Origin of the sequence: Subtercola boreus (assembly GCF_003399635.1) — a bacterium.
Lineage (GTDB): Bacteria > Actinomycetota > Actinomycetes > Actinomycetales > Microbacteriaceae > Subtercola > Subtercola boreus_B.
Genome location: NZ_NBXB01000011.1, coordinates 41773 through 67704, shown reverse-complemented (window position 1 = coordinate 67704; position 25932 = coordinate 41773). Strand labels below are relative to the sequence as shown.

The following is a 25932-nucleotide window of genomic DNA, read 5'->3' as shown; positions in this document are numbered from 1 at the left end:
CTTCCGAACAGCGGATGAATCAGAGCGAGGTTTCGCCGCCTCCCGCCGTCGAACCGAGGATGACGGGCGCCCTCATCCTGGGATCCCTGCTCGGGCTCTCGGCCGCGTCCGTCGGGCTGATCTGGCAGGTCGGCCCTCTGAACCTGTCCAGCGCGTTCCTCGTCGCGGCGCTGGTGCTGGCGTTCCTGATCATTCCGACCGGCACCCTCGGCACCTTCCGGATCCGCGCCTTCGACTGGATCGCCCTCGGCTACGCGGTGATGATGGTGGTGATCGAGAACATCGATGCCAGCACCCTGCGGCACGATCCGAGCCCCGCGTACTCCAACTCGGCCCTCTACTACTTCGCGGCCTACCTCGCCGCACGTCTGGCCATCCACAACCTGGCCGGTCTCCGCCGGCTTCTCATCGGAATCGCCTGGCCCGGTATCCCGGTCGCCATCCTCGGCGTGCTCCAGCTGGCCGGTTTCCAGCCGGTGTCGGACTTCCTGCTGACCCAGACGAACAGTTCGGCGCTGATCAACCGCACCGAACTCGGGGCGGCCGTGCGGGCGACGAGCACGATCGGGCACTGGACGGCGCTCGGCGCCTACCTCTGCTGCATCGTCGCGGTCGCCTGTGTGGTGCTGGTGATCGACAAGAACCAGCGGGGACGGCTGTCTCCCTTCGCTCTCATCACCATCGCGATCGGTTCGCTCGGAATCGTCTCGACGGTGACCTTCGCCTCGATCATGGTCGTGGCTGTCGTCGTGCTCGTCACCGGCTACGTCGCCGGTATCGGTGGCCGACTGATCGTGCTGCTGACGATCGGTTCGGGAATCGCCTGGGGCGTGTTCGGCACCCTGATCACCGACCGCCTCGAGAAACAGGCGACGACGACGGCGAACATCCCGCCTGAACTCGCCTGGCTCCCCCAGACCATCGGGTTCCGGTTGGTGCTCTGGTTCAACGAAGGCATCCCCACCTGGCTCCAGCAGCCCGTCTTCGGCTGGGGGCAGGGGCTGTGGCACGATTCCGCGTCCTGGCCCACCCTCCCTGCTTCGATGACCTGGGCGGCTCCCGAGTCGGAGTGGATCAAAGCCCTGGCGGCCTCGGGAGTGGTCGGCTTCATCCTGCTCATGCTGCTGCTGGGCGGATTCTTCACCTCCGTGGTCCGCGCACGCAAGAGCGACCTCGGCCGCGCCGCGATCCCCCTGCTCGCCCTTCTCATCGGACTCGTCATCGCCTCGTTCATCGCCCCGTACTTCACCAACCAGGGCGCGCCCGCGGTGCTGTGGCCGGTGATCGGGGCCCTCGCCTGGACGGCGAACTCCCGGGATCGGAAGGTGCTGACGTGAAGCTGAGCGTTACCGAGCGCTGGCGCTGGCGCCTCTACTCAGCGGCACGCGGCCCGGTCTACGCCAGCAGGAAGATGGGCGTGCAGATCGGGGAAGGGTGCCGCATCCTCTCCATGGAGGTCAGCTCGGAGTACGAGCTGATCACGATTGGCAGCCGCGTGACCGTCAGCAGCGGTGTGCTGTTCATCACCCATGACGGAACGGGCTGGCTGGTGCGGAACGAGGCGGGCAGGAGGCACTTCTGGCTGGCTCGGATCGAGATCGGTGACGATGTGTTCATCGGCGCACGCGTGACGATCCTCCCCGGCGTGAAGATCGGGGCGCGAAGCGTGGTCGCGGCCGGTTCGGTCGTGGCGAAGTCGGTTCCGGCGGGCTCGATCGTCGGCGGCAACCCGGCGCGGATCATCGGGTCGTACGACGACCTCTCCGCACGCATCGCCGCCACCTGGCCCACGACCCGCGAGGTTCAGTCCGGCTTCAAGCCCGACATGCAGGCCTGAAGACGCCCCCCGAGGGCCCGGTTCCGCTACTTGATCGGGCTGAGGTTCGGGCGACCGAGCCGCTGCTGGTCGATGTCACCGGTGGTCGGATGCCTTTCGATGACCTCCGCCTGCGAGTGGGCCTGGTTGATGCCGGGAAGCGGGAACAACCGCTTGTCCGTGTCGTCGTTGTGCACGCTGTCGTAGGCGACGAGGTGCTCGTGGTACGACGACATCGCCTCGAAGTAGGTGACATCCATCTGGTAGTAGTCGGCGAGCTGGTACATCCTGTCGCCGAGACTGTTCCACCCGGCGAGCTCGCCGCCCGTCGGAGCCGAGTCCTCCCCGGGCCAGCCGATCTCCCCGATCGAGCACCGCACCTTCCAGGTGTTGCACCACATGCCGAAACCGTCGATGCGTTTGAGGGTCGACGCGTCGAACTCAGGGGTGTAGGCGAGGTCTTTGAGCGCTGTGCCGTACGGGTAGAAGTGCTGGGAGAAGACCAGGGCATTCAGGGGGTCGACGACCGTCGGCCCCTTGGTGGTGGCCGTGATCGCGTCGCTGGAGTTGACGGGTGACTGCACCCAGATGATCTTCGAGTCGCCGTTGTCACGGATGACCGTGATAAGCGCCTGCGCGAGAGCCTCATAGGCGGGGAGGCCTCCGGGCAGTTCGCTCGTGTTCGGTTCGTTGACCAGGTCGTAGCCCAACACCCCGCGCTCGTCTTTCAGCGCTGTCGAGAGCGACTTCCAGACGGAACTCAGTTGGGCCGTGGTGATGCCGTCGCCGCAGCGGAGGATCGGGTTGTTCGCGTTGCTCCGCTGGTTCGAGGGATACTTGCACCCCGCGTGGAGGTCGACGATCGCCACCATCCCGGCCGTCTGGATCTTCTCGACCTCGTCGACGACCTTGGCCAGGTACACCTTGTCGATCGGCGCCTTGAGCGAGGCCAGGAGTTGCTCACGGGTCAACGTCTCGTCGGCACCGAGCTTGTAGCCCTTGATCGGCTGGAGCCTCTCCCACGGCACAGCGAGCCGGATGAGCTTGATCCCGCGGGACGCCAGGTAGTCGTAGCTCGACTGGGGTTCACCGATCGAGTCGCTGTCCGTGCTCTGGAACCGGCTCGCGTAGAGGCTGAAGACGTTCACGCCGCGAAGGTAGGCCGTGTCGCCGGCGCTCGCCGTCGGGGTAGGCATGATGAACGTCGACCCCGAGCATCCGGTGACCACTGTCAGGAGCCCCGCGAAGATGATCGCCAGCCACGCCCGCAGACCTCGCCCGAGGCGCTGGGGCCTGACTCTCCGCGTGCTCAATGCACCAGCGCCATGACGCACCTGCCGCCTACGGGCGGCCAAGACCCTGATAGGTCCAGCCCGCCTCCCGCCAGGCAGCCATGTCGAGGCAGTTGCGGCCGTCGATGACGATCGCGTTCTCGACGAGGCCGAAGGCCCATGCCGGATCCAACTCGCGGAATTCCTTCCACTCGGTCAGAATGACAACCGCTTCTGCACCGGCGAGGGCGTCGGCCGTGTTCTCGGTGAAGGAGAGCTGTGGGTGAAGCCGTTGGGCGTTCCGGATCGATTCCGGATCGGTGGCGATGACATCGGCGCCGAGCCCGTTCAGCTGTACGGCCACATCGAGCGCGGGAGAGTCGCGCACGTCATCCGAGTCGGGCTTGAACGACAGGCCGAGCACGGCGACCTTCTTCTGGAAGACGCTTCCGCCGAGAGACTCGACGACGAGGTCGACCACTCGCTGGCGACGGCGGAGGTTGATGGCGTCGACCTCCTTCAGGAAGGCGACAGATTCTCCGCGTCCGAGCTCCTCTGCGCGAGCCGTGAACGCCCGGATGTCCTTGGGCAGGCATCCACCGCCGAAGCCGACGCCTGCGTTCAGGAACTTGCGGCCGATCCTCGAATCGAAACCGATGGCATCGGCGAGCTGGGTGACGTCTGCCCCTGTCACTTCCGCGATCTCGGCCATCGCGTTGATGAACGAGATCTTCGTCGCCAAGAAGGCGTTCGCGGAGACCTTGACCAGTTCGGCCGTGGCGTAGTCCGTCACGACGAGAGGGGTGTCGTTCCCGAGGGCGATCGCATAGACCTCGTCGAGCAGCGCCTTGGCGTGCGCGTGGCCCTCCCCGCCCGGCAGGCCGTAGACCAGGCGGTCGGGCGAGATCGTGTCCTTGACGGCAAAGCCCTCGCGGAGGAACTCCGGGTTCCAGGCGAGGTCGGCGCCGGGAGCGCCCGCCTTCACCTTCGCCGCCAGGCGAGCAGCCGTGCCCACCGGAACCGTCGACTTGCCGACGACCAGGTCACCCTCCGACAGGAAGGGGATGAGCCCATCGACCGCAGCATCGACGTACGTCAGGTCTGCGGCGTTCTCACCCTTCTTCTGCGGGGTGCCGACGGCCACGAAGTGGACCTGCGATCCCTTGGCCGCAGCCGGATCCGTCGAGAAGGAGAGACGGCCCGTGGCCGTGGCCGAGCGCAGCAGTTCGGGCAGTCCCGGTTCGAAGAACGGGGCCTGGCCTGCGGCGAGCGCATCGATCTTCGACTGGTCGACGTCGATTCCGACCACCTCGTGGCCGAGCTCCGCCATGCATGCGGCGTGCACCGCTCCCAGGTAGCCGCAGCCGATAACAGACATCTTCATATACATATCCTTCGTCGTTGGGAGCACGAGGTGGGCATCCCGATTGTAGTGAGCAGAGTTGTCGTGGAGAAGTTGGAGGTACCGACGTGGCGCGGGTGAGTGTGGAAGCAGGCGTCTGCCTGCTCAGTAGGCTCCCTCAGAAGCCAGTACGGCCCGCGCGGTCTTCCACAGGATGAGCAGGTCGCCCGTCATGGACCAGTTCTCGACGTAGTAGAGGTCGAGCCGCACCGAGTCCTCCCACGAGAGGTCGGAGCGGCCGCTCACCTGCCAGAGCCCGGTGATCCCGGGTTTGACCAGGAAGCGCCGGTGAACGTGGCTCTCGTACTGTTCCACTTCGCGCTGGAGCGGGGGCCGGGGGCCGACGACCGACATGCTGCCGCCGAAGACGTTGAAGAGCTGGGGCAGTTCGTCGAGACTGAAACGCCGGAGGAATCGACCGATCGGAGTCACCCGGGGATCGTTGGCCATCTTGAACAGGATGCTGTTCCCCTCGGTCCGCGTCTCACTCGCAAGCCCCGCCAACCGCGATTCGGCATCGACGACCATCGACCGGAACTTGAGCATCTTGAACGGAGCACCGTTCAGCCCGATCCGCTCCTGCCGGAAGAAGACGTCTCCCGGAGTGCTCAACCGCACGCCCATGGCCACGACGAACAGCAGCGGTGAGAGAACCAGAATGAGCACGGATGACAGCACGATGTCGGTCGCGCGCTTCGTGAATCGCTTGCCGCCCTGGTAGCGCGGCGTCTCGACGTGGATCAGGGGGAGCCCGGCCACAGGACGGGTGTGGATGCGCGGACCACCGATGTCGGTCAGGGAGGGCGCCACGACGAGGTGCTGTTTGCCCGGCTCGAGGCTCCAGCTGAGTTCCCGGATCTTCTCCGGCGCCAACTCGTCGCTCGAGGTGATCACCACGGTGTCGGCGCCGCAGGTGAGCATCGCCGCCTTCAGGTGGTCGATGTTCCCGAAGACAGGGATGTCGGTGTTCGGCAGGTAGTCGGCGACCAGGCCGCTCGGCACGCAGGCTCCGACGACCAGATAGCCGGCCTGGGGCTGGCGGGCGAGTTCCCTCGCGATGTGCAGGGCGCTCGCACTGGAACCCACCAGGAGCACCTTCGAACTGAACAGGCCGACCTTGCGCTGCCGGCTGAGCCAGCGCCGCCAGATGCTCCGCGACAGCACCAGCAGGAAGAGCCCGAGGGGAAGGGAGAGGATGATGTAGCCGCGCGCCAGCTCGACCTGCGTGAGGAAGGCGGCGATGGCGACGAGACCGAACAGCCGGAGCGTCGCGTCGGCGATCTGCTTGTACTCGGTGGAGCCGGTTCCCACGATCCGGTATTCCCGGGTGCCGTAGATGCTGAGAACCATCATCCAGGCCACGATGAGCACGAGCGAGACGATGGTGTAGCTGAGCACCAGGCTGGCGGTGCCGACCACGGTCGGCTTGACCAGGTTCGCACCGAACCACAGCACCTGGGTACCGAAGACCGCGACAATGACCACGACCAGGTCGTTGACGATCAGACGCGAGGCATAGACCATCCGCCAGTCGCGGGGAGGCCTCTCCGCCCTCTCTGACACTCTCGGCACTTCTTCGGAAATCATGCTCCCCCACGGGCTGGAAATCGTTGTGTCGCAGCAGTCTTCTTCGGCAACCAATCTACCGCACTGATCGGATGGCCGTCAGGTTCACTTGACCGGCAGGAACCCCTCTTCGTGACGTGGGGCGACCGCGCCCTTCCGGCGCTTCCGCTCGGAACCGGGCGTCGTCTCGAACTCCAAACCGTAGCCATAACCGTAGCCGTACCCATACCGACCGTACCCGTAGGAGTCCGGCCCCTTGGTGGGCAGCATCGTCATGACGATGCCTGCGAGTCCCGATCCGACATTGGTGAGGGCCGCGACGGCGCCTTTCAGTTGCCCCTTGTGCACGCGCCCGGCGCCCACCATGAGCAGCGCACCCCCGGTGTGCTTGGCCAGGATCGCTGCATCGGTCACCGGCAGCAGGGGCGGCGCGTCGAAGAGCACCAGGTCGAACTCTGCCTCGAGCTTCTGGATGAGCGCGATCATCGCATTGGAGCCGAGCAGTTCGCTCGGATTCGGCGGAATGCGGCCGGCAGGCAGGACGAAGAGGTCGTGCGACCCCCAGCGCTGCATGACGTCGCTCACCTCCGCACGACCGACCAGCACGTCGGTCAACCCCGCGCCGCCCTCGAGGCCGAGGTACTCCGCGAGTTTGGGCTTCCGGAGGTCGGCATCGATGATGATGGTGCGGGTTCCGGCCGAGGCGGTGACGATCGCGAGGTTGGCCGACGACGTGCTCTTGCCCTCACCGGGGATCGATGACGTGATGACGTAGCTCTTCGGGCGGTCGAGGGCCACGAGGAACTGCAGGTTCGTGCGGAGGGTGCGGAAGGACTCGGCGCGCGGGCTCCGCGGATCATCCTGCACCACCAACGGCCGCTCGACGGTTCGCGGGTCGAATGCGATGCCTCCGAGGATCGGCGCGGAGGTGATGCCTTCGACGTCGTGCTCGTTCCGCACCTTGGTGTCGAGGGTCTGCCGGAGCACCGATACGACCAGGCCGAGCACGAGGCCGATGACGCCGCCGAGGATGATGTTCAGGCGCGTGTTGGGCGTCGCGGGTTCGAGGGGCACCAGGGCCTGCTGCAGCACGGTGATCTTGACGGGGCTCGTGCCGGTCGCATCGACGGGCACGATCGAACTGACGACCTTCTCGAAGCTCGAAGCGATCGCGTTGGCGATGTCGGCGGCACTCTGGGGCGAACCGTCGCTCACGCCGATGTCGACGACAACGGTGCCGGTGGCGGTGCTCGCGGTGACCCTGCTGGCCAGTGTCTCGGCGGTGATGGGCAGTTGCAGCTGGGTGATGACCGGCTGCAGCACGGCTGGTGTGGTGATGATGTCGGCGTAGCTCTTCACCTGGTTCTGGGTGAAATTGCTGCCCTGGGTGAGTTCGCTCACGGTTCCGGCGGACTGGACGGACACGAAGACCTTGCTCGAGGCCAGGTACATGGGCGTGCTCAGCAGCGAGAACACCGAACCCAGAGCTACGCCCATCAGGACGAGCGCAAGGATGATGATCCAGCCTTTTCGCAGAACCCGGAGATAGTCGCGAAGGTCCACGTGGTCAGCCTTTCGAAAAAATTGTGACCCTTAATGGTCACTCATTCGAGACCAATGATGACACAGCAGAACGTCGCGCCAGTCTCGTGCGTGTTTCTGTTTCGTTACAGACCGGCTACCCGTCCGGCGGTCACGACCGGGAGGCGAGCGTCAGGTATCGCGCCACGGCGTCGACCGCCGGCACCAGTTGGCTGGCCGAGAGGGCGTAGGTCTCGTCGTCGCGCCGGTAGGGGTCGACGATGTCGTCGTCGTCGGGGTGCAGCGGCGGATCGGACTGGCCACGGCGTGAAGCCGCGAGCGTGATGGCGGCACGCAGGCGATTCCGCACCGACGATTCGCGGGAGGCGACAGCCAGCACTTCTTCGTCGGGGATCTGCTGGGCGAGCCGAGCGAACTCGCGGAGCGTGAACGTCGACGCCACCTTGCGCGGAACCATCTCGACGATTGAACGACGGTGCGAACGCGACATCGCGAAGAGGAGGTCGGCCTCAGCCACGAACGGTTCGATCATGTACCGTGCGAGGTGCCCGGACAGGTCGATGCCGTGATCGTTGCCGATTTCGAGGATCTGGGGGGTCACCTCATCGCCGTCCCGCGCGATGCTCCCGGCGCTGGCGATTTCCACGCCGTCGATCGTGCGGAGCCCTTCCCGGAGCAGTCCTTCGGCGAGGGGAGAACGGCAGATGTTGCCCGAACAGACGGTCAGGATGGAGAGAGTTGTCACAATTCAGCCTCACAGTAGCGGTCATCGACGAGTTCAAGCCTACGGCGTGTGTGCAATCGGGCGTCACGCACCAGGGTCCCACCAATCGATCAGAAGTCGAACCGGATCACGATCGCGTCTCGCGCCGGATGAGCGTCGACGCGCGGGAATGCGAGCTGCATGAGCCCCACGAAGGGCGCGATTCCCGTGCTCGGGCCGCGCTCGACCCCGAAGGCGGCGACGAGTTCCCCGGTCATCCCTTCGCCCGGCAGATCGGCTGCGTCCCCTGCTGCGCCGCCTGCAGCTTCCCCTGCCGCTCCCCCGCGGCCGAGCACCAGCGAGAGGTCGCCCGCACTCCGCCCGGGCTGGCTGGCGAAATGAAGGAGCACGGTGCGGAGAGCTGTGCGCTGCTCGGTGCTGAGCGCTGCCGCAACCAGGAGGGGATCATCGAACATCCCCACGAGTCCTTCCAGCGGCTCATCTGCGAGGCCGCGAGCCAGGGAGGAGCGCAGCAGGCGGGCGAGCTCGGCCGCTCGCGCGCGGTCGCCATCAGTCAGGGCATCCCTGACCTTCAGGTCTCGGAAGAAGGGCAGCACCTCCCGCCGGAGCGCTTCGATGTCGGTGCCGAGGAACTCCTCGATGGCTCGGCGGCGGTCCCGCGCATTGCGATTGCGCCGCACATCGTCTGAGCGGCGACGATCCACCCGGAGACCCGCGATGAGCGAAGCGGCGAAGATCGCCGCGCCACCACCGAGGGCCACAACGAGCGTGCCCGACATCGTCGTCGCACCGATGAGCCCGCCCAGGCTGACGGTGCCCGAGTGCTGGATCGTCGTACCGGCGACCACGAGTGCAGCAAGGACCGTGCACACCACGATCTCGGTCGGCCTCCGATAGGAACCCGAGACCAACAGAACGAGCGCGACGACGATCGGGCCCCAGTCGTTCCGCACATCGGTGTCACTCCCTAGCTGGGCGAAGGACTCGAGTACGGCGGCCACCAGCACAAGTCCATAGGTGATGAGGTAGCGCACGCGCGTGACGGTGCGGCGGTAGGGGTCGGCCGCCCACACGAGGTGAGCGAATCCGGCGACCAGGGCCGCGAACCCCATCAGCATGAGGGTCGGTGAGCCGATCTCCTGCGGGTTCAGAGCCGTCAGCACGGTCGCCGAGATCACAGCGACACAGCCGACTGCCATCGCGAAGATCCGTGCTGTGATGCCACTCAGCGGATCGATCTCCTGGGCGGTTCCGCCCCACGCACTCACCCGCCCGCGCCGCAGCGCGCCCGGGGAACGCTCATCAGCACGGATGTCCCGTGCCCCGGTGTCGACCAGACCTGAACCGTGCCGTCGACATCTTCTATGCGACGCCGGAGCGAGAGCTCAGGGCGCCCCGGCGTTCCGCTCCGCGCGCGGGCGGCGAACCCACGACCCGAATCCGTGACGACGAGGTTGATACTGTCTCTGCCCGAAGCGACGGCCACCTCGGCGAACAGGGTACCCGCATGACGACTCACATTGCTGAGGGCCTGGTCGGCGGCGCCGAGGATCTCGCCCCGTACCCGGGGATCGAGTTCGAGCAGCAGGCGGGGCTCTCCGCTCACGACCACCTGGAGCCCCCGGTTGCCGGCGGACCGGATGATCGGGGTGAGCCCGCTCGCCTCGAGCGCCTCCGCGTCGCCGATGCCCCGGTTCATCACCTCGTCGACGAGAAGACCGGGGTGGGCGAGGGAGGCGATGTCCTTCGCCAGGAACGCCCGGTGCTCGTCGACAAGCGCGCCCGATGGTGACTGCGACAGCGCCAGGAGATCGTCGTGCACGGTGTCGCGGAGCACAGCCGACGCCTCGGCGGCCACTCTGCTCCGCTCCGCGATGCGCTCCTCCACGGCCGCGGCCGCCTGCATCGTGCCGACCCCTCGGGTGGCGCGGCTCCGCCCATACCAGAGCATCGCGATCAGCACCACGATCCCGAGCCAGATGCAGATGGAGGGCAGGTCGAACGCGAACACCAGCCCGTTCATCCGGGTGGCGACCTGCACCGCCGCCGAGGCGAGTACGAATCCTATGGTCGAACGCAGCAGGCTCGCGAGGAGCGAACGGCCGGCGACCCCCACGACCGTGATGGCGATCTTCGGCATCGTGAAGACGATGGAATCGGATCTCCAGAACGGACCGAGATCGAGCGAGACCTGAAAGGCGAAGACGAAGAGTCCGAGGCCGGCGACCAACATGAGCCCGAGCACAGCCCACGGGTGGGAGACGAGCAGCGCCCACGCCACGGCGAGCCCCGCCACGGCGAGACCGGTGAGCGCGAGCGGCACGCCGGACTGGGGTACGGCGATACCGGAGGCGAGCACCAGAATGAAAGTGGACATGAGGAAGACGCTGCTGACCCAGATCGCCGAACGTCCGAGGGCGCGGCCGGTCAGCACACCCTCGACATCGGTGGGTAGAACGAGAGACATCGGTTCCCTTCGGCGCCCCGGCCACACCCCCAGAATGGGGCTGGAGACACACCGTGCCCATCCTAGGCAGTCTGAGCACCGGAGGCCAGCAGATAAGGTGATCGGATGCCCTCCCTCCGTGCTCGCGAGATAGCTGTCATCGCGGCGGTGCAACGCACCCGGCTCGCCCGTGTGCTGGTGGGCCCGGCCAGGCTCTACGGCTTCTTCGGCGAGAACTCTGTCGGCTGGGTGCTGCTCGGCGGCCTCGGGGCCGTGCTGGATCCGTCGCGCTCCGCGCTGTGGCTGCTCAGCGCCCTCGCGGTGCTCGTCGCCCAGTTCGCCTCGACCGGCATCAAACGGCTCGTCCGCCGTCCGCGCCCGGGGGCCGTGGCGAATCCGGACGGTTCCTTCGTGCTGAGCGGCCCCGGAGGGTATCCGCGCAGCACCGCGGGCCCGGTTCTCGTGCACGCCGCAGCGAAGAGCAGACTGAGCTTTCCGAGCTCGCACTCCAGCTCGACCATGGCCGCGGTGATCGTGTACGGCGCGATGCTACCGGGGCTCTGGCTGGTGGGCGTGCTCGCCGTGCTGGGAATGGGCGCGAGTCGTGTGCTGCTCGGCATGCACTTCCCGACCGACGTGCTGGCCGGATATGCGCTCGGCCTTTCTGTCGGCCTGGCTGCGGTACTCCTCCTGCACTGAAGCATGCTCGGCCAGCTCGCGCTCCTGCATCGCCCGTGCCTCACGGCGGGTGAGGGGAACCGCGACCGTCTGCTCGGCACCCGGCGCCCGCGCCCGCGGCTGGCGGCCTTCGTGCCCCGCGGGAGCCGGCGAGCTCTCGTTCGGCACGGCGAACGGCCCGCCCGAAGGCGAAGGCGATCGCGAGGGAGGCAGCCGCCCAGGCGAATGCGCCGGCGGCGATGACGATGACGAGAAGGAAGGAGGACATGACCTTCTCATCATAGCTGAGAAAATCTCAGTCAGTCATGATCTCTTCGTCGATCACGGTCCCGATCGCGGTCGGGGCCACGGCCGCTCCCGCCGTAGACGAGGATTCCGGTGACCGGCACGAGCAGGAACCACAGCCACGCATAGGCGTACCCGAAGAAGTGCGCCGTGATGAAGAAGAGCACGAGCGCCACGAAAGGAGCGATCGAGACGATCAGCACACTGGTAGAGCCGCGCTGGCCTGTTCTCGGCGGGTCGGCATCGAAGGCCGGCTTGAGTGGGGTCTCGAAGCCCTGCGCCGACGGAGACGGGAAGGATGCCGGGTACCGGGGGTACCGGGCATCCTCGACGTCGTCATCGTCAGGCAGGTCGCGGAAGACCGGCGCCAGATCACCGCGTGTGACAGCCGAGCGCACCGCATTCGAGCGCTCGACGACCTCTGACGGCTTCAGGCGCCCCTGGCGCGCATGGGCCTCGATCCGAGCGACGGCCGCATTCCGTTCGGAGTCGGAGAGCCTGATGTTCGAGAGGGGGTCCCTGCCAGTGTCGGTCATGCTCCTATTGTGGCGGCCTCGGGCTCGGCGTGCACAGAAGAATCCGCAGCGCGACGGGCGAAGATCTCGGCGATCTGTACGGCGTTCAACGCCGCGCCCTTCCGCAGATTGTCGTTGCTGATGAACAGCGCGATGCCACGGCCGTTCGGCACGCCTTCATCCTGCCGGATGCGACCGACGTAGCTGGGGTCGTTGCCGGCAGCCTGCAGGGGGGTCGGCACCTCCGACAGCTCGACGCCGGGGGCACTCCGGAGCAGCTCGGTGGCCCGCTCCGGGCTGATCGGCTGGGAGAACTCGGCGTTGACCGAGAGCGAGTGGCCGGTGAAGACCGGCACGCGCACGCAGGTGCCACTGACGAGCAGGCCCGGGAGTTCGAGGATCTTGCGGCTCTCGTTGCGGAGCTTCTTCTCTTCGTCGGTCTCGTTCGAGCCGTCGTCGACCAGTGAACCGGCGAGCGGGATCACGTCGAAGGCGATCGGCCGGACATACTTGACCGGCTCGGGGAAGTCCACGGACGCCCCGTCGTGCACGAGGTCGAGCAGCTTCCCGGAGGCGACCGCGGCCTCGGCCTGCGTGGCGAGCTCTTCGGCACCGGCGAGGCCACTGCCGGAGACGGCCTGGTAGGTGCTCACGATGAGTCGCTCGAGACCGGCCTCGGCGTGCAGCACCTTCAACACGGGCATCGCGGCCATCGTGGTGCAGTTCGGGTTCGCGATGATTCCCTTCCGGGCCTCGTCGATCGCGTGCGGGTTGACCTCGCTGACCACCAGCGGCACGTCGGGGTCCATACGCCAGGCACTGGAGTTGTCGATCACCGTGACACCCGCGGCAGCGAAGACCGGGGCGAGCGCCCTGGAACCGGTCGCGCCGGCCGAGAAGAGGGCGATGTCGAGCCCGGACGGATCGGCGGTCGCGGCGTCTTCGACGACGACCTGCTCGCCGCGGAACGTGAGCGTGGTGCCGGCCGAACGTGCCGACGAGAAGAACCGGATGTTCGCGATCGGGAAGTCGCGCTCCTCGAGCAGCTGGCGCATGACCTTGCCGACCTGCCCGGTCGCACCCACGACGCCGACGTTCAACCCTGAATTACCCACTTTGCCCATCCTTCTTGTCCGAGCATCCAGTGTACCGATCGACGGTTGCCGGATGCCCGGTGCGACGCTCTCCGCGTCAGCGCCCTGTGCCACCGTGCACGATCGCCTCGTCGTCGGAGTCCAGGCCGAACGCGGCGTGGACCACCCGCAGCGCATCGTTCACGGTGTCGGCGCGGGTCACGACCGAGATGCGGATCTCGCTCGTCGAGATCATCTCGATGTTGATCCCCGCCTCGTACAGTGCCGTGAACAGCTTCGCCGAGACTCCGGCGTTGGTGCGCATCCCCGCGCCGACCAGTGCGAGCTTGCCGATCTGGTCGTCGTACTGGAGCGCCTTGAACCCCACGTCGCCCTGCTCGGCGGTCAGGGCGGTCAGCACGGTCTGGCCGTCCGACTTCGGGAGCGTGAACGAGATGTCGGTGAGCCCGGTCGATGCGGCCGAGACGTTCTGCACGATCATGTCGATGTTCGCGCCGGTCTTCGCGACGATGTTGAAGATCTGGGCGGCCTTGCCGGGGATGTCGGGAACACCGACCACGGTGATCTTCGCTTCGCTGAGGTCGGTCGCGACCCCCGCGATGAGTGGCTCTTCCACAGGTGTCTCGCTGTTCTCTCGGGCTGTCTCTGGGGCTGGGGCGGTATCTGGGGCCGGTGCTGACTCTGGGGCCGGTGCTGACTCTGGGGCCGGTGCTGACTCTGGGGCCGGTGCTGACTCTGGGGCTGGTGCGGACTGTTCGGGGGCGTTGTAGACGATGGTGCCCTCGTTGTTGTTGAACGAGGAGCGCACATGCAGGGTGACGCCGTGGCGCCTGGCGTACTCGACGGCACGGATGTAGAGCACCTTCGCACCGTTCGCAGCGAGCTCGAGCATCTCCTCGCTCGAGATGCGGGTGATCTTCCGCGCGCGCGGAACGAGCCTCGGGTCGGCGGTGTAGATGCCGTCGACGTCGGTGTAGATCTCGCAGACGTCCGCGCCGAGCGCTGCGGCGAGCGCCACAGCGGTCGTGTCGGAACCGCCCCGACCGAGCGTCGTGATGTCCCCGGTGCCGCGGTTGAAGCCCTGGAAGCCGGCGACGATCGCGATCGCGCCCTCGTCGAGAGCGTCGCGGACGCGCCCGGGGGTCACGTCGACGATGCGGGCCTGGCCGTGCCGGGCATCCGTGATCATGCCGGCCTGGCTGCCGGTGAACGACCGGGCATCGTGGCCCATGCTGCGGATCGACATCGCCAGCAGCGCCATCGAGATGCGCTCGCCGGCCGTCAGCAGCATGTCGAGCTCACGGGGGGCAGGGATCGGCGTGACCTGGTGGGCCAGGTCGAGCAGCTCATCGGTGGAGTCGCCCATGGCGCTCACGGCGACCACGACCTCGTTGCCGGCCTTGCGGGTCTCGACGATGCGCTTGGCCACACGCTTGATGCTCTCGGCATCGGCGACGGAGGATCCGCCGTACTTCTGTACGATCAAACTCACTGGGGGGTGCTCCCGACATCACGGTGAAAGGCGACGCCCCATTCTAGTTGTTCGGACCCCGACCCCGAGGAGGCCTCCGGGCTCGGAGCACCGGATCGTGAACACCTCGTCGACCGAGAAGCTGTACACGATCACCATCATGGCCTCGGACGGCGGGTTCGCCTCGCTGGTGACCGGCGGCACGCGTGTGCCGCTTGCCGCGGCGGACCTCGGAACGCTGGTGTCCGCTCTGGCTTAATCGAGCAATGCTCAGTAGTATGGCGGCATGAAGACCGTGACCACCCGGACCGCCCCCACACGAACGACGGTGGCCCATGCCGCATTCGTCTGCCCTGCACTCCTCGTCGGCTCCCTCCTCCTGTCGGTCGGGGCGCCCCTGGGCGCGCAGGCGTTCTCCAGTTCCTTCACCCACGTCGGGGGCACCCCGGGAGCCGTGGCCGTCGACAGCACCACGCACATGGTGTTCGTGGCCGACTCGTCCTCTGACGAGGTCGCCCTGTTCGACGGCAGCCTGGATGTGCAGCCAGTCACCCGGGTGAAGGTGGGTAGCCATCCTGTCGCGATCGTCGTCGACGAAGGGGCGAGGCGGGTGTTCGTCGCCGACTACGACTCCGGCACCGTCTCGACATTCGATGCCGACGATCCGGATCCGACGGCCGTCGTCGCCATCCGGGTCGATCATCCCTCGGGGCTCGCCCTCGATCGGTCGACGCATCTCGTCTACGTGACGAGTTCCACCACGAACAGCGTCTCCTCCTTCGACGGGTCGCCGGATGCCGGCACTCCCGCGATCAGGAGCGTTCCCGTCGGCCAGGAACCGGTCGGGATCGCCGTGGATTCCCGAGCCGGCGTGGTCGCAGTCACGAATTCGCGCGACAACACCGTCTCCCTCTTCGCGGCTCGCACCTCGGCGACCGATGGCAGCGCTCCGGCGCCGGTCATCACGACCGTCTGGGTCGGATCCTCGCCTTCGGGAATCGCCATCGATCCGACAAGCCACACGGCAGTCGTCGCCAACCTGCGCGACAACACTGCCTCGCGCTTCGATGTCACGCTGCCCGCCCCCGTCGTGTCGACAGTCGCTGTCGGCCGGGCGCCCCTGGCCGTCACCATCGATCCGGGCACGCACTACGCCTTCGTGGGCAATTCGCTCGGCATCACGGTGTCGCAGTTCACCGTGACAGCGGCCTCTCCGCCCATCCTCGAGCTGCCTCTCGGCAAGGCGCCGCACGGGGTCGCCGTCGACGAGAGCCTCGGCAAGGTGTACGCCTCGAATTCCCTGAACGAGACCGTCTCGGGCCGTGCGCCGGTGGTACCGGAGGCTCCGTGGATCTTCGCCGACTCCCTCCATGCCGCCACGGTCGGTGTCTGGTACAGCCACGTCTTCGAAGCCCGGGGAACACCCTCCCCCACTCTGAGCCTCCGCGGCGACCTGCCCGATGGTATGGCGTTCGACGCCGCGACGGGGCAACTCTTCGGCACCCCCACGTCCGAGGCCGCGGTGTCGGTGACGCTGGTCGCCCACAATCTGGCCGGACCGGATGCGACCAGCACGTTCGGGCTCGTCGTGAACCAGAAGCCTCCGTCTCTTACATCATCGGGGACGCTCCGCACGGCGAAGGTCGGCGCGGCCTACAGCTACCACCTCGCACCGACCGGCAGCGCGCCGGCGAAGTGCTCTGTCACTGCGGGAACCCTCCCCTCCGGGATCACCCTGAGTGCCTCCGAATGCTCCCTGGCGGGTAAGCCGCGGGCAGCGGGTACCTCGGACTTCGCGGTGACGGCGTTCAACTCGGGTGGCACCACGACCGGGAGCTACGAGATCGTGACCGCACCGGCGGGCGGCGGCACCGGGTGTCCCGACGATGTGGGGCGAGCTGGGGGTGCGGTCGAAGGCGTGGCCGAGGCGAAGCCCGGCTGCTGAAGACGGGCCACGCCTTCAGCAGCTCCTCCCCCCGGTCAGTGGCGCGGGGTCGCCAGCCCGATGATCTGAAGATCGGCCCCGCGGGCACCGATCAGGCAGAGCCCGACCGGTAGCGTGCCGACCCGGCCGTAGGGCATGGTGAGCGCGGGGAGTCCCGACAGCGACGCGAGGCAGGTCAGGCGCAGGGTGGCACCGCGAACCCGATCGATCTCAGCAGGCGAGGCGTCGAGGGCCGGGGCAGGTCCTGAGGTCGACGGCAGCGCGAGCGCAGTGCCGGAGGGCACCAGCTGCTCCAGCCGGAGGGTTGCTCGCGCGAGCATCTGCCGAGCATCCTGAGCCTCGCCCTCTGTGATGCCGCTGGCGAGACGGAATCGCTCGGCGATCGCCGGGTCGAGCGCCCCGGGATTCGCCTCGACGAATGCGCGGTCGGACGCCCAGGCCTCGTACTGCTGCACCGTGCGGAAGGCATCGAACCACTGCTCGAGCTCCGCTGGATCGAGCGCCACGGCGCCCGCGCTCTGCACCACCTGCGCTCCCGAGGCGAGGGAGAGTGCACGCACGCCGGCCTCGAGACTCAGGCGCGCATCCGGATCCGCCAGCGCGGTGAGAGCAGGGTCGACCAGGAGGGTCGAGATCCCCGGCTGCTCCGCTGATGCGCCCAGGCCGTCGCCGGTCGAGAGCAGGGCACGGGTGCCTGCCGCCAGCGTCGGAAGCTCCCGCGCCAGAAGGCCGACGGTGTCGAAACTGGGAGCGAGGGGAACGAGACCCTCGCGGGACACGGCATTGTGGGTCGTGCGGAGGCCGTAGAGCCCCGTGTACGACCCCGGCACCCGAATGGAGCCGGCCGTGTCGGTACCGAGCCCGAGGTCGGCGAGCCCGAGCGCCACCGCCGAGGCAGGACCACTCGTGGACCCCCCGGGGATGCGTCCCGGGGCAGCGGGGTTCGGTGGCGTGCCGTAATGCACGTTGGTTCCCGCGATCGAGAACGCCAGCTCGTCGGTCTGGGCGAGCCCGGTGATCTCGGCGCCCTCGTGGAGGAGCGCCGCCACCGCCGGAGCCGTCGTGGTCTCGGGGCTCCGGCTGGCACGGTAGATCGGATTGCCGGCGCCGATCGTCTCGCCGGCGATGGCGAACAGGTCTTTCACGGCAACCCGCACCCCGGCGAGGGTTCCGACGCGGTCAGTGCCGTCCGGGTAGGCGACAGACGGTTCCAGGGGACGACGATCTTCGGGCGTGACCCAGATCGCCCGCGCTTCAGCGGCCGAGAGCGTCGGTGGGCTGAACTGCATCCCGGGCACGGTCGAGACATGCGCGACCGTCACCGCCCATGTGCCATCGATGCGCTGCCACAGTTGCGTCTGGCTGCCGGTTCCACGGTCTCCCCGCAGAGTCTCGGCGATGATCACTGCCGCGTCTGCAGAAATCGGGCGGAGGTGCACGCGGCGGAGGAAACGCAGGGGAACAGGGGGCCGCGCCGCACGGAACACGGCGATGTTGTCGTGACCCACCAGGGCCGATCCGGCCTCACTCCGCACAGTTCCGCTCCCCGCGGCGAAGAGTTCGTCGAGCTCAGGCACATCGTTCGTCATCAGCGCTCGCTCGTACCTCCTGAAGGCGGCGAGCAGGCCCGGGTCTCCGAACCACTCGGGCGCCAGTGTGCCGGCCGTTGTTCCGTCGTGCTCCTGGGGCGGGGCGGTGTCATCCATCGTGGGTCCCGTCGTGTTCTGGGGTCGTTCGGGTGGGCGTGGATCAGCAGGCGGGGTGGATCCGGCAGCGGCGGAACCACCGCGACCGCCAGGCGCACCGGCGCCGTGCCCGGGAGCAGGAGGACGCCAGCGCATGCTACTGCTCGACCAGCCGGCGACCCTCGAACGCACGGCCGAGCGTGACCTCGTCGGCGTATTCGAGGTCGCCTCCCACCGGCAGCCCGGATGCCAGTCGCGTGACCCGGATCTCCAGCGTCGTGAGCAGGCGCGACAGGTAGGTCGCCGTCGCCTCGCCTTCGAGATTGGGGTCAGTGGCGATGATGACCTCTTCAACCGTGGCGTCTGCGAGACGCCTCATGAGCTCGCGGATGCGCAGGTTGTCGGGGCCGATACCGTCGATCGGGCTGATCGCTCCACCGAGCACATGGTAGAGCCCACGGAACTCGCGCGTGCGCTCGATGGCCACCACGTCCTTGGCCTCCTCGACCACGCAGATGACGTTCTGCGACCGTCGTGGATCGCGGCAGATCGCGCAGGTGTCCTGCTCGGAGACGTTCCCGCAGATCGAACAGAAGTGCACCTTGTCGCGCACCTCGATGAGCACCTCGGCGAGCCGGGTGACGTCGAACGACTCCGTCTGCAGAATGTGGAAGGCGATGCGCTGTGCGGACTTCGGACCGATGCCGGGCAGCCGACCGAGCTCGTCGATCAGTTCCTGGATGATTCCCTCGTACACGGCCTAGCCCTCCCGCTCCGGCGCCCGGCGCGGGACCACGGGGCGTTCCTCGATGAAGCTCGCACCGAGGATCTCCCGCACGACCGCCTCGCCGTAGCGCTGCTTCTCACCGAACTGGGGGACGGGTCGATCGGATGCTGCGGGCCGAGCCGGTCGTCCGGTTGCGGCAGGCGGGGTCGATCTCGGCATCGTCGAGGTGGCCGGTGGCTGGATCGGGTTCTGGCGGGGTGCCCCCGACGGCAAGCCGAACGACTCGTCGGAGGGACCGGCCGCCAGAGGGATGTCGTCGTCGGAACCGGCCCATGACGCGGACGGGTCGAAATCGGGAACGTTCCCTTCGGGAATGTCCTCCGGAATGTCGTCCGGTATCTCGGAGGCCGGGATCTCGGACCGCGGAGTGGCTGTGGCCGAGGGGGTGGGCCCCCGGTTGGCGGACCCTGGGCTGACAGGCCCCGCGTTGGCAGACCCGGGGTTGGCAGGCCCCGGGTTGGCAGGTCTCGGAATGTCGACCGCTACGGAGCCCACGCGCACCGGTTCCTCGGGCTCGGGGCTCGACACGGGGATCGCGACAACGGGCCACGAGGTGGTCGGAGCCCCGCCCGACGTGGCCGGGCGCCGGAGGGGCGCGCCCGCGGCGGCCTGCTGCTGTCTGCCGGGCGAGGTGGGAGCGGCGGGGACGGGGGTGGGTGTCGCCACCGGCGCAGACGGGGCCGACACGCGAGCCGCGGTAGCGGGCGACGCAGCAACGGGTGGTGTCACCGCCGAGGCTGCAGGTCGGCCCACATCCGGGCCTGCACCAGCGGCTGGGCTTCCGCCAGCGGCCAGGCCCCCGGCGACGGCCCGGGCCTCGGGCGAGCCGGGATTCGTTGCGTCGACACGTGCAATGAACTTCACCCGGAGGCCGAGCACGTCGACGATGGCCTGGCGAAGGACCTCGCTGACACCCTGGCCCGGCGCCTGCTGCTGCTTGAAGTTGTCGACATCGTTCTGGCTCGGGAACGTCAGCGTCAGAACGTCGCCCTCGAGCGCCCGGATCGAGCCGGTGTAGACGATCATCCATGCCGACCGCTTGCTCTTCTCAACGGTCTCGAGGATCTGCGGCCAGGAGTCGCGCAGCTGCGCGAACGTCACCGGCGAGCCGGCCGTGGCCGGCGGAGTCAGGCCCGAGGAGGCAGCCATCGGAGCTGCCGGAACGCCAGCAGGCCGCACCTCGCCGGTTGGCGCATCAACAGTCGACGCGTCGACGGTGGGCGCGTCACTGATGGACGCAGTGGGCGAAGACTCTGGCGCCGCGGGAGCAGCCGACTCCTGTGCCGCGGCGCCTGCTACAGCGAAGGACCCAGACGGTCGATCGATACTGTAGGCGCGTTCGGGCGGCGAATCGCTGGCCCGGGCCGGCCACGAGGCACCGGAGGCCCCACCGGAGCCGGTGCGGTTCGACGATCCGCTGCCGGATCCGGCTTCCCGGACTCCGGGAGCGGGTGGACGACCAGCCGACGAACCAGCAGGAGCGGAACCAGCAGTTACCGAGCCGGCAGGCGAAGAGCCTGATGCGGAGGAGCCACCGGCCGAGATCGTCGGCGCCCCCTCGATCGCACCGTCGACGCCCACGCGACGTTCGAGCCGTTCCACGCGAGCCAAAGCGCCTCGCGCGGTGTCGTCGCTCGCCAGCACCAGCACCCGTGCGATCATCAGCTCGAGGTGCAGGCGAGGTGAGGTCGCACCCGTCATCTCGGTGAGGGCGGCGTTCACGATGTCCGCCGTGCGGGAGAGTTCGGCCGAACCGAAGAGGGCGGCCTGCTGCTGCATCTGCAGGATGTCGTCGCTCGGCATTCCGCGGAGAACCGCTGCCGCGCCTTCTGCCGACCGCGTCGCGGAGACGATGATGACATCTCGCAGGCGTTCGAGCAGGTCTTCGACGAACCGGCGCGGATCCTGCCCTGTCTGGATGACCCGGTCGACCGCACCGAAGGCACCCTCCGAGTCATGGGCACCGAGGGCGTCGATCACTTCGCCGAGAAGCGACGCGTGGGTGTAGCCGAGCAACGCCACGGCGCGTTCGTACTCGATGTTGTTGCTCTCTGAACCGGCGATCAGCTGGTCGAGCAGCGACAGAGTGTCACGAGCGGATCCTCCACCCGCCCTTACCACGAGCGGCAGCACCCCGGGCGCCGCCGTGATGCCCTCGATCTCGCAGAGCGCCTGCACGTATTCGAGCAACTGCGCGGGCGGGATGAGCCGGAAGGGGTAGTGGTGCGTACGCGACCGGATCGTTCCGATGACCTTGTCGGGCTCGGTGGTCGCGAAGATGAACTTGATGTGCTCCGGCGGTTCTTCGACGATCTTCAGCAGCGCGTTGAAGCCCTGCGGTGTGACCATGTGCGCCTCATCGAGGATGAAGATCTTGTACCGGTCACGGGCGGGAGCGAAGACCGCACGCTCGCGGAGGTCTCTCGCGTCATCGACACCGTTGTGGCTCGCCGCGTCGATCTCGACCACATCGAGCGAACCGGATCCGTCGCGGGAGAGCTCGACACAGCTCGGGCAGACCCCGCACGGCGTGTCGGTCGGGCCCTCTGCACAGTTGAGGCAGCGGGCGAGGATGCGCGCCGAAGTGGTCTTGCCGCATCCCCGGGGCCCACTGAAGAGGTAGGCGTGGTTCACCCTGTTCGTGCGCAGCGCCGTCATCAACGGCTCGGTGACCTGCGACTGGCCGATCATCTCGCCGAACGTCTCAGGCCTGTAGCGGCGGTAAAGGGCTGTGACCATGGAGCAATCGTATCCGCCACCACTGACGCCCGGCCCCCCACCGTCGAACCTGTGGAGAGGTCACGACCAGACAGGCCCTGTGGAGGGCGGGCGGAAGCGATCTCCTATGCTCGAACGATGCTGATTCGCCCATTCGATCGGTCAGACACCGGCTTCGACGGCCATCGGGCTGGGTGAACTACCTGGCTGTCTCACCCGGGCACCGCGGCCACGGTCACGGCGGGGCCTTCATGGCCGAGGCCGAACGTCTGCTCGTCGGTATCGGATGCCCGAAACTGAACCTGCAGGTGCGGGCGGGCAACGAGGGCGTGCTCGCCTTCTACGACGCGCTGGGCTACGAACCCGACCACACCGTCAGCCTCGGCAAGCGCCTCATCGCCGACTGAGCGCTCGGCGCTCGGCCCGACGGCCCGACGGACCGCTGAGCCCGATGGGGCGCTCGGCCCGAATCAGATCACCGACAGCGACTGCCGGGCGATCTCCAGCTCCTCGTTCGTCGGCACCACCAGCACGGCCACCGCCGAGTCGTCGGAGGAGATGAGGCGCGGCCCGCGCTCCCTCGACTCGTTCCGTTGCGGATCGATCCGGATGCCCATCCACTCGAGGCCCTCCAGCGCACGGCCGCGCACAGCCACGCTGTTCTCTCCCACCCCGGCCGTGAAGACGATCGCGTCGACTCCGCCGAGTACCGCGATGTACGAACCCACGTAGTGCTTCAACCGGTGCAGGTACACGTCGAGCGCCAGCGCTGCCGCCTCATCACCGGAGTCGCCCGCCTCGACGACGTCGCGCATGTCGCCCCGCCCGCTCAACCCGACCAACCCGCTTCGCCGGTTCAGCAGCGTGTCGAGCTCGTCGAAGCCGAGGCCGGCCCTCCGGTGCAGGTGCACGAGCACTGCCGGATCGAGATCGCCCGACCGGGTGCCCATCACGAGGCCTTCGAGCGGGGTGAGACCCATCGAGGTGTCGACCGACCGGCCACCGTCGACGGCGCACGCTGACGCGCCGTTGCCGAGGTGCAGCACGATGGTCTTCAGCTGCTCCAGGTCGCGGCCGAGGAACTCTGCCGCCGCCTCGGAGACGAATTTGTGGGAGGTTCCGTGAAAACCGTAACGGCGCACACGATGCTTGTCCGCAAGCTCTGCGTCGATGGCATAGGTGTAGGCGGCCGCTGGAAGAGTCGCGTGGAATGCGGTGTCGAACACCGCGACGTGGGGAACGTCGGGAAAGGCCGCCTGCGCCGCCGTGATGCCGTCGAGGTTCGCCGGATTGTGGAGCGGTGCGAGCTCGGAGAGGTCTTGGATGTTGATCTTGACGAGATCGGTCACGACAGTCGGCTCGAAGAACCGCTTGCCGCCGTGCACGACCCGGTGGCCCACCACGATCGGCGGGTTCTCGGTGAGCGACGGCCCATGCGACGCGAACGCGTCGATCATGACCCTGAACGCCGCTGCATGGTCTGCCACCGGCTCCGATCCTCGGAATGTCTCTTCGGCCACATTGCCTGCCGTCGAGCTGGCTGAGACCGTGTGCTTGACCGCACCGGCATCCTCCCCGATCCTCTCGATGAGCCCGCTTGCCAGCACGGTCTCGCCCATCATTTCGAGCAGTTGGTACTTCAGCGACGACGAACCGCTGTTGATGACGAGAACGGCGCTCACAGCTCAGCTCCCGCCGGCGTCGAAGCGGCAGCCAGGACGGTTGCCGCCTGGATGGCGGTGATAGCGATCGTGTTGACGATGTCCTGCACGAGAGCTCCCCTCGAGAGATCGTTGATGGGCTTGTTGAGTCCCTGCAGCACCGGCCCGACCGCTATCGCACCGGCGCTCCGCTGCACCGCCTTGTAGGTGTTGTTCCCCGTGTTCAGGTCGGGGAAGATGAACACCGTTGCGCGACCGGCCACCTCGGAATCCGGCATCTTCGCCGCCGCAACTGCCGCATCCGCGGCCGCGTCGTACTGGATCGGCCCCTCCACGAGCAGGTCGGGCCGGCGCGCGCGCACGAACGCTGTCGCCTCCCGCACCTTCTCGACATCCGCCCCCGAGCCCGAGACGCCCGTCGAGTACGACAGCATGGCGACCCGGGGGTCGATGCCGAACTGCACAGCCGTCTCCGACGACGAGATCGCGATGTCGGCCAATTGCGTCGCCGTCGGATCCGGTATCACCGCGCAGTCGCCGTAGACGAGCACCCGGTCGGCGAGCGCCATCAGGAACACGCTCGACACCACAGACACCTCGGGGCGGGTCTTGATGATCTCAAAGGCGGGCCGGATCGTGTGAGCCGTGGTGTGCGCTGCCCCGGACACCATTCCGTCGGCCAGTCCGAGGTGCACCATCATCGTTCCGAAGTACGAGACATCGCTCACCGTGTCCCTCGCCATGTCGAGGGTGATGCCGCGGTGAGCCCGGATGCTCGCATACTGCTCGGCGAACCGCTCCCTGAGTTCGGGGTCGAACGGGCTCACGATGCCTGCGTCGTCGAGGGTGATCCCCAGCGACGTCGCGCGCGAGCGGATCTCGTCTTCTTCCCCGAGGATGGTGAGGCGCGCGATGCCCCGCGTCAGAACGGTTGCGGCGGCACGGAGCACCCGGTCATCCGTCCCCTCCGGCAGCACGATGTGCTTCTGCGCCGAACGGGCGCGGTCGATGAGCCCGTATTCGAACATCAGCGGGGTGATGACGGTCGAGGAACTGACGTCGAGCAGCTCGAGCAGTTTCGCGCCGTCGACGTACTGCTCGAAAAGCGCGAGGGCGCTGTCGTATTTGCGCTGAGAGTCCGCGGCCAGCCGGCCCCTCGTCGAGGTGATCCGCACCGCGGTGTCGTAGGTGCCGAGCGGCGTGCTGATGATCGGAAGCGAGGCCTCCAGCCCGTCGATCAGCCGCTCGATGGGCTCCGGGAGGTCGAAGCCACCGTTCAGGATGATTCCCGACAGGCTCGGGAAGGTCGCCGAAGCGTTGGCCATCAACGCAGCCAGCAGAACCTCTGTGCGATCGCCGGGGATGACCACGACGGCGCCCTCCATGAGCCGGGGCAGCACGTTCACCATCGACATACCGGCCACCACCACGCCGAGCGCCTCCCGACCCAGCAGGCGCGGGTCGCCCTTGATCATGACCCCGCCCGTCGACTCGACGAGGTTCGCCATGCTCGGCGCGACAAGCAGTCGATCCTCGGGAATCGACCAGATCGGCACCCGCGATCGCTTCACGTCGACCGACGTCGGGATGGCCAGCGCTGAAAGGGCGTCGGACGCTGCCCGTGCGATCGAATCGCGGATCTTCTCGAGGTTCTCCGGGTCGCTGCGGTTCGCCACGATTCCAAGGAGCGTCGCGTGGGCCGCCTTCAGCTCCACCAGGGCCAGCTCGGTGATCTGCCGCATGTCGTCGGGACTGCGCGCGTCGGAGTGACCGAGCAGTTCTGTGGCGCCCTGGCCCGCCCGGCCACCCAGCACGAGCAGCACAGGGGCACCGAGGTTGGCGGCGATGCGCGCGTTGAAGGAGAGCTCCGACGGGCTGCCGACGTCGGTGTAGTCCGAGCCGAGGATGACGACCGAGTCGCAGCGGCGTTCGACGGCCTTGTAACGTTCGACGATGCGCGACAGTGCGGCATCCGCGTCGGCGTGCACCTCCTCATACGAGACGCCGATCGCGTCGTCGTAGTCGAGGTCGATACCGTCGTGCGCCAGCAGCATCTCGAGCACATAGTCGCGCTCATGCACCGATCTCGCAATCGGACGGAACACACCCACCCGGCCGACGATCCGGCCAAGAATGTCGAGCACGCCGAGGGCGATGGTCGATTTGCCCGAGTGCCCCTCGGCGGAGGTGATGTAGATGCTGCGAGCCACGGTTCTCCTTGCGGTTCAGGCGGCCCGACAGTGCAGGTCGCCGGTTCCACCCTAGGGAGCCGGGGCTGGGTGCGCACCCCCTGTGGACTGATGATCAGCAGTCTGTCGGCTGTGAG

21 protein-coding genes and 1 pseudogene are annotated in these 25932 nt (G+C 67.7%); 6 read left to right on the top strand and 16 right to left on the bottom strand.

The window, feature by feature from the left end:
* The first annotated feature begins 14 nt into the window (after positions 1-14).
* Together B7R22_RS02850 and B7R22_RS20410 are read left to right on the top strand one after the other, a co-directional pair.
* Complete coding sequence (locus B7R22_RS02850; RefSeq protein WP_116410302.1) at positions 15-1337, top strand: hypothetical protein; 1323 nt, start codon at positions 15-17, stop codon at positions 1335-1337.
* Positions 1338-1591: 254 nt separating this feature from the next.
* A pseudogene (locus B7R22_RS20410) lies at positions 1592-1744 on the top strand (DapH/DapD/GlmU-related protein); the annotation flags it as partial.
* Positions 1745-1863: 119 nt separating this feature from the next.
* Here the strand turns inward: B7R22_RS20410 and B7R22_RS02840 are convergent.
* From B7R22_RS02840 to B7R22_RS02810, 7 genes are all read right to left on the bottom strand, one after another.
* Positions 1864-3129 (bottom strand): glycoside hydrolase family 5 protein, encoded by a 1266-nt coding sequence (locus B7R22_RS02840; protein WP_116410300.1) that lies wholly within the window; start codon positions 3127-3129, stop codon positions 1864-1866.
* A 28-nt stretch (positions 3130-3157) separates the two neighbouring features.
* Positions 3158-4471 carry a UDP-glucose dehydrogenase family protein gene (locus B7R22_RS02835; protein WP_116410299.1) on the bottom strand — a complete coding sequence of 438 codons (1314 nt, stop codon included), beginning with the start codon at positions 4469-4471 and terminating at the stop codon, positions 3158-3160.
* A gap of 123 nt (positions 4472-4594) precedes the next feature.
* Positions 4595-6076, bottom strand: coding sequence for a sugar transferase (locus B7R22_RS02830; protein WP_116410298.1), 1482 nt, complete (start codon positions 6074-6076; stop codon positions 4595-4597).
* Between the two features lie 84 nt (positions 6077-6160).
* A complete protein-coding gene (locus tag B7R22_RS02825) occupies positions 6161-7618 on the bottom strand; it encodes a polysaccharide biosynthesis tyrosine autokinase (RefSeq protein WP_116410297.1) in 1458 nt (485 codons plus the stop codon).
* Positions 7619-7748: 130 nt separating this feature from the next.
* On the bottom strand, positions 7749-8342 hold the full coding sequence (locus B7R22_RS02820) for a low molecular weight phosphatase family protein (RefSeq protein ID WP_172582172.1): 594 nt from the start codon (positions 8340-8342) through the stop codon (positions 7749-7751).
* 89 nt (positions 8343-8431) lie between these two features.
* Entirely contained in the window at positions 8432-9589 is a 1158-nt protein-coding gene (locus tag B7R22_RS02815) for a hypothetical protein (protein ID WP_116410295.1), read from the bottom strand.
* On the bottom strand, positions 9586-10788 hold the full coding sequence (locus B7R22_RS02810) for a sensor histidine kinase (RefSeq protein WP_116410294.1): 1203 nt from the start codon (positions 10786-10788) through the stop codon (positions 9586-9588). Before B7R22_RS02810 ends, B7R22_RS02815 begins: the two co-directional genes overlap by 4 nt.
* Before the next feature lie 105 nt (positions 10789-10893).
* On the opposite strand from B7R22_RS02810, the gene B7R22_RS02805 reads away from it, so the two are divergent.
* Entirely contained in the window at positions 10894-11466 is a 573-nt protein-coding gene (locus B7R22_RS02805) for a phosphatase PAP2 family protein (RefSeq protein WP_116410293.1), read from the top strand.
* A gap of 40 nt (positions 11467-11506) precedes the next feature.
* Here B7R22_RS02805 and B7R22_RS02800 read toward each other — a convergent pair whose 3' ends face one another.
* The 4 genes from B7R22_RS02800 to B7R22_RS02785 all read right to left on the bottom strand — a co-directional run bounded on the left by B7R22_RS02800 (position 11507) and on the right by B7R22_RS02785 (position 14831).
* On the bottom strand, positions 11507-11713 hold the full coding sequence (locus tag B7R22_RS02800) for a hypothetical protein (RefSeq protein ID WP_116410292.1): 207 nt from the start codon (positions 11711-11713) through the stop codon (positions 11507-11509).
* Between the two features lie 31 nt (positions 11714-11744).
* Complete coding sequence (locus B7R22_RS02795; RefSeq protein WP_116410291.1) at positions 11745-12266, bottom strand: DUF1707 SHOCT-like domain-containing protein; 522 nt, start codon at positions 12264-12266, stop codon at positions 11745-11747.
* The gene (locus tag B7R22_RS02790) at positions 12263-13360 is read right to left on the bottom strand and encodes an aspartate-semialdehyde dehydrogenase (protein ID WP_437184129.1); all 1098 of its coding nucleotides are present in this window, start codon (positions 13358-13360) and stop codon (positions 12263-12265) included. The genes B7R22_RS02795 and B7R22_RS02790 overlap by 4 nt, the downstream gene beginning before the upstream one ends.
* A 76-nt stretch (positions 13361-13436) precedes the next feature.
* Entirely contained in the window at positions 13437-14831 is a 1395-nt protein-coding gene (locus tag B7R22_RS02785) for an aspartate kinase (protein ID WP_116410289.1), read from the bottom strand.
* Between the two features lie 97 nt (positions 14832-14928).
* On the opposite strand from B7R22_RS02785, the gene B7R22_RS02780 reads away from it, so the two are divergent.
* Positions 14929-15069, top strand: a complete 141-nt coding sequence (locus tag B7R22_RS02780) for a hypothetical protein (RefSeq protein WP_216363375.1) — start codon at positions 14929-14931, stop codon at positions 15067-15069.
* Between the two features lie 27 nt (positions 15070-15096).
* A complete protein-coding gene (locus B7R22_RS02775; protein ID WP_116410288.1) occupies positions 15097-16755 on the top strand; it encodes a putative Ig domain-containing protein in 1659 nt (552 codons plus the stop codon).
* A gap of 35 nt (positions 16756-16790) precedes the next feature.
* On the opposite strand, the gene B7R22_RS02770 is transcribed toward B7R22_RS02775, so the two are convergent.
* The 3 genes from B7R22_RS02770 to B7R22_RS02760 all read right to left on the bottom strand — a co-directional run bounded on the left by B7R22_RS02770 (position 16791) and on the right by B7R22_RS02760 (position 21966).
* Positions 16791-18461 (bottom strand): AtzH-like domain-containing protein, encoded by a 1671-nt coding sequence (locus B7R22_RS02770; protein WP_116410287.1) that lies wholly within the window; start codon positions 18459-18461, stop codon positions 16791-16793.
* A gap of 136 nt (positions 18462-18597) precedes the next feature.
* A complete protein-coding gene (gene recR / locus B7R22_RS02765) occupies positions 18598-19197 on the bottom strand; it encodes a recombination mediator RecR (RefSeq protein WP_116281876.1) in 600 nt (199 codons plus the stop codon).
* A 3-nt stretch (positions 19198-19200) separates the two neighbouring features.
* The gene (locus tag B7R22_RS02760) at positions 19201-21966 is read right to left on the bottom strand and encodes a DNA polymerase III subunit gamma and tau (RefSeq protein WP_116410286.1); all 2766 of its coding nucleotides are present in this window, start codon (positions 21964-21966) and stop codon (positions 19201-19203) included.
* 173 nt (positions 21967-22139) lie between these two features.
* Here B7R22_RS02760 and B7R22_RS02755 point away from each other — a divergent pair, with 173 nt between their 5' ends.
* Positions 22140-22352, top strand: a complete 213-nt coding sequence (locus tag B7R22_RS02755) for a GNAT family N-acetyltransferase (RefSeq protein ID WP_216363373.1) — start codon at positions 22140-22142, stop codon at positions 22350-22352.
* Positions 22353-22415: 63 nt separating this feature from the next.
* On the opposite strand, the gene B7R22_RS02750 is transcribed toward B7R22_RS02755, so the two are convergent.
* Positions 22416-23627 carry an acetate/propionate family kinase gene (locus B7R22_RS02750; protein ID WP_116410284.1) on the bottom strand — a complete coding sequence of 404 codons (1212 nt, stop codon included), beginning with the start codon at positions 23625-23627 and terminating at the stop codon, positions 22416-22418.
* Positions 23624-25816, bottom strand: a complete 2193-nt coding sequence (gene pta, locus B7R22_RS02745) for a phosphate acetyltransferase (RefSeq protein WP_116410283.1) — start codon at positions 25814-25816, stop codon at positions 23624-23626. Before pta ends, B7R22_RS02750 begins: the two co-directional genes overlap by 4 nt.
* Positions 25817-25932: the final 116 nt, after the last annotated feature.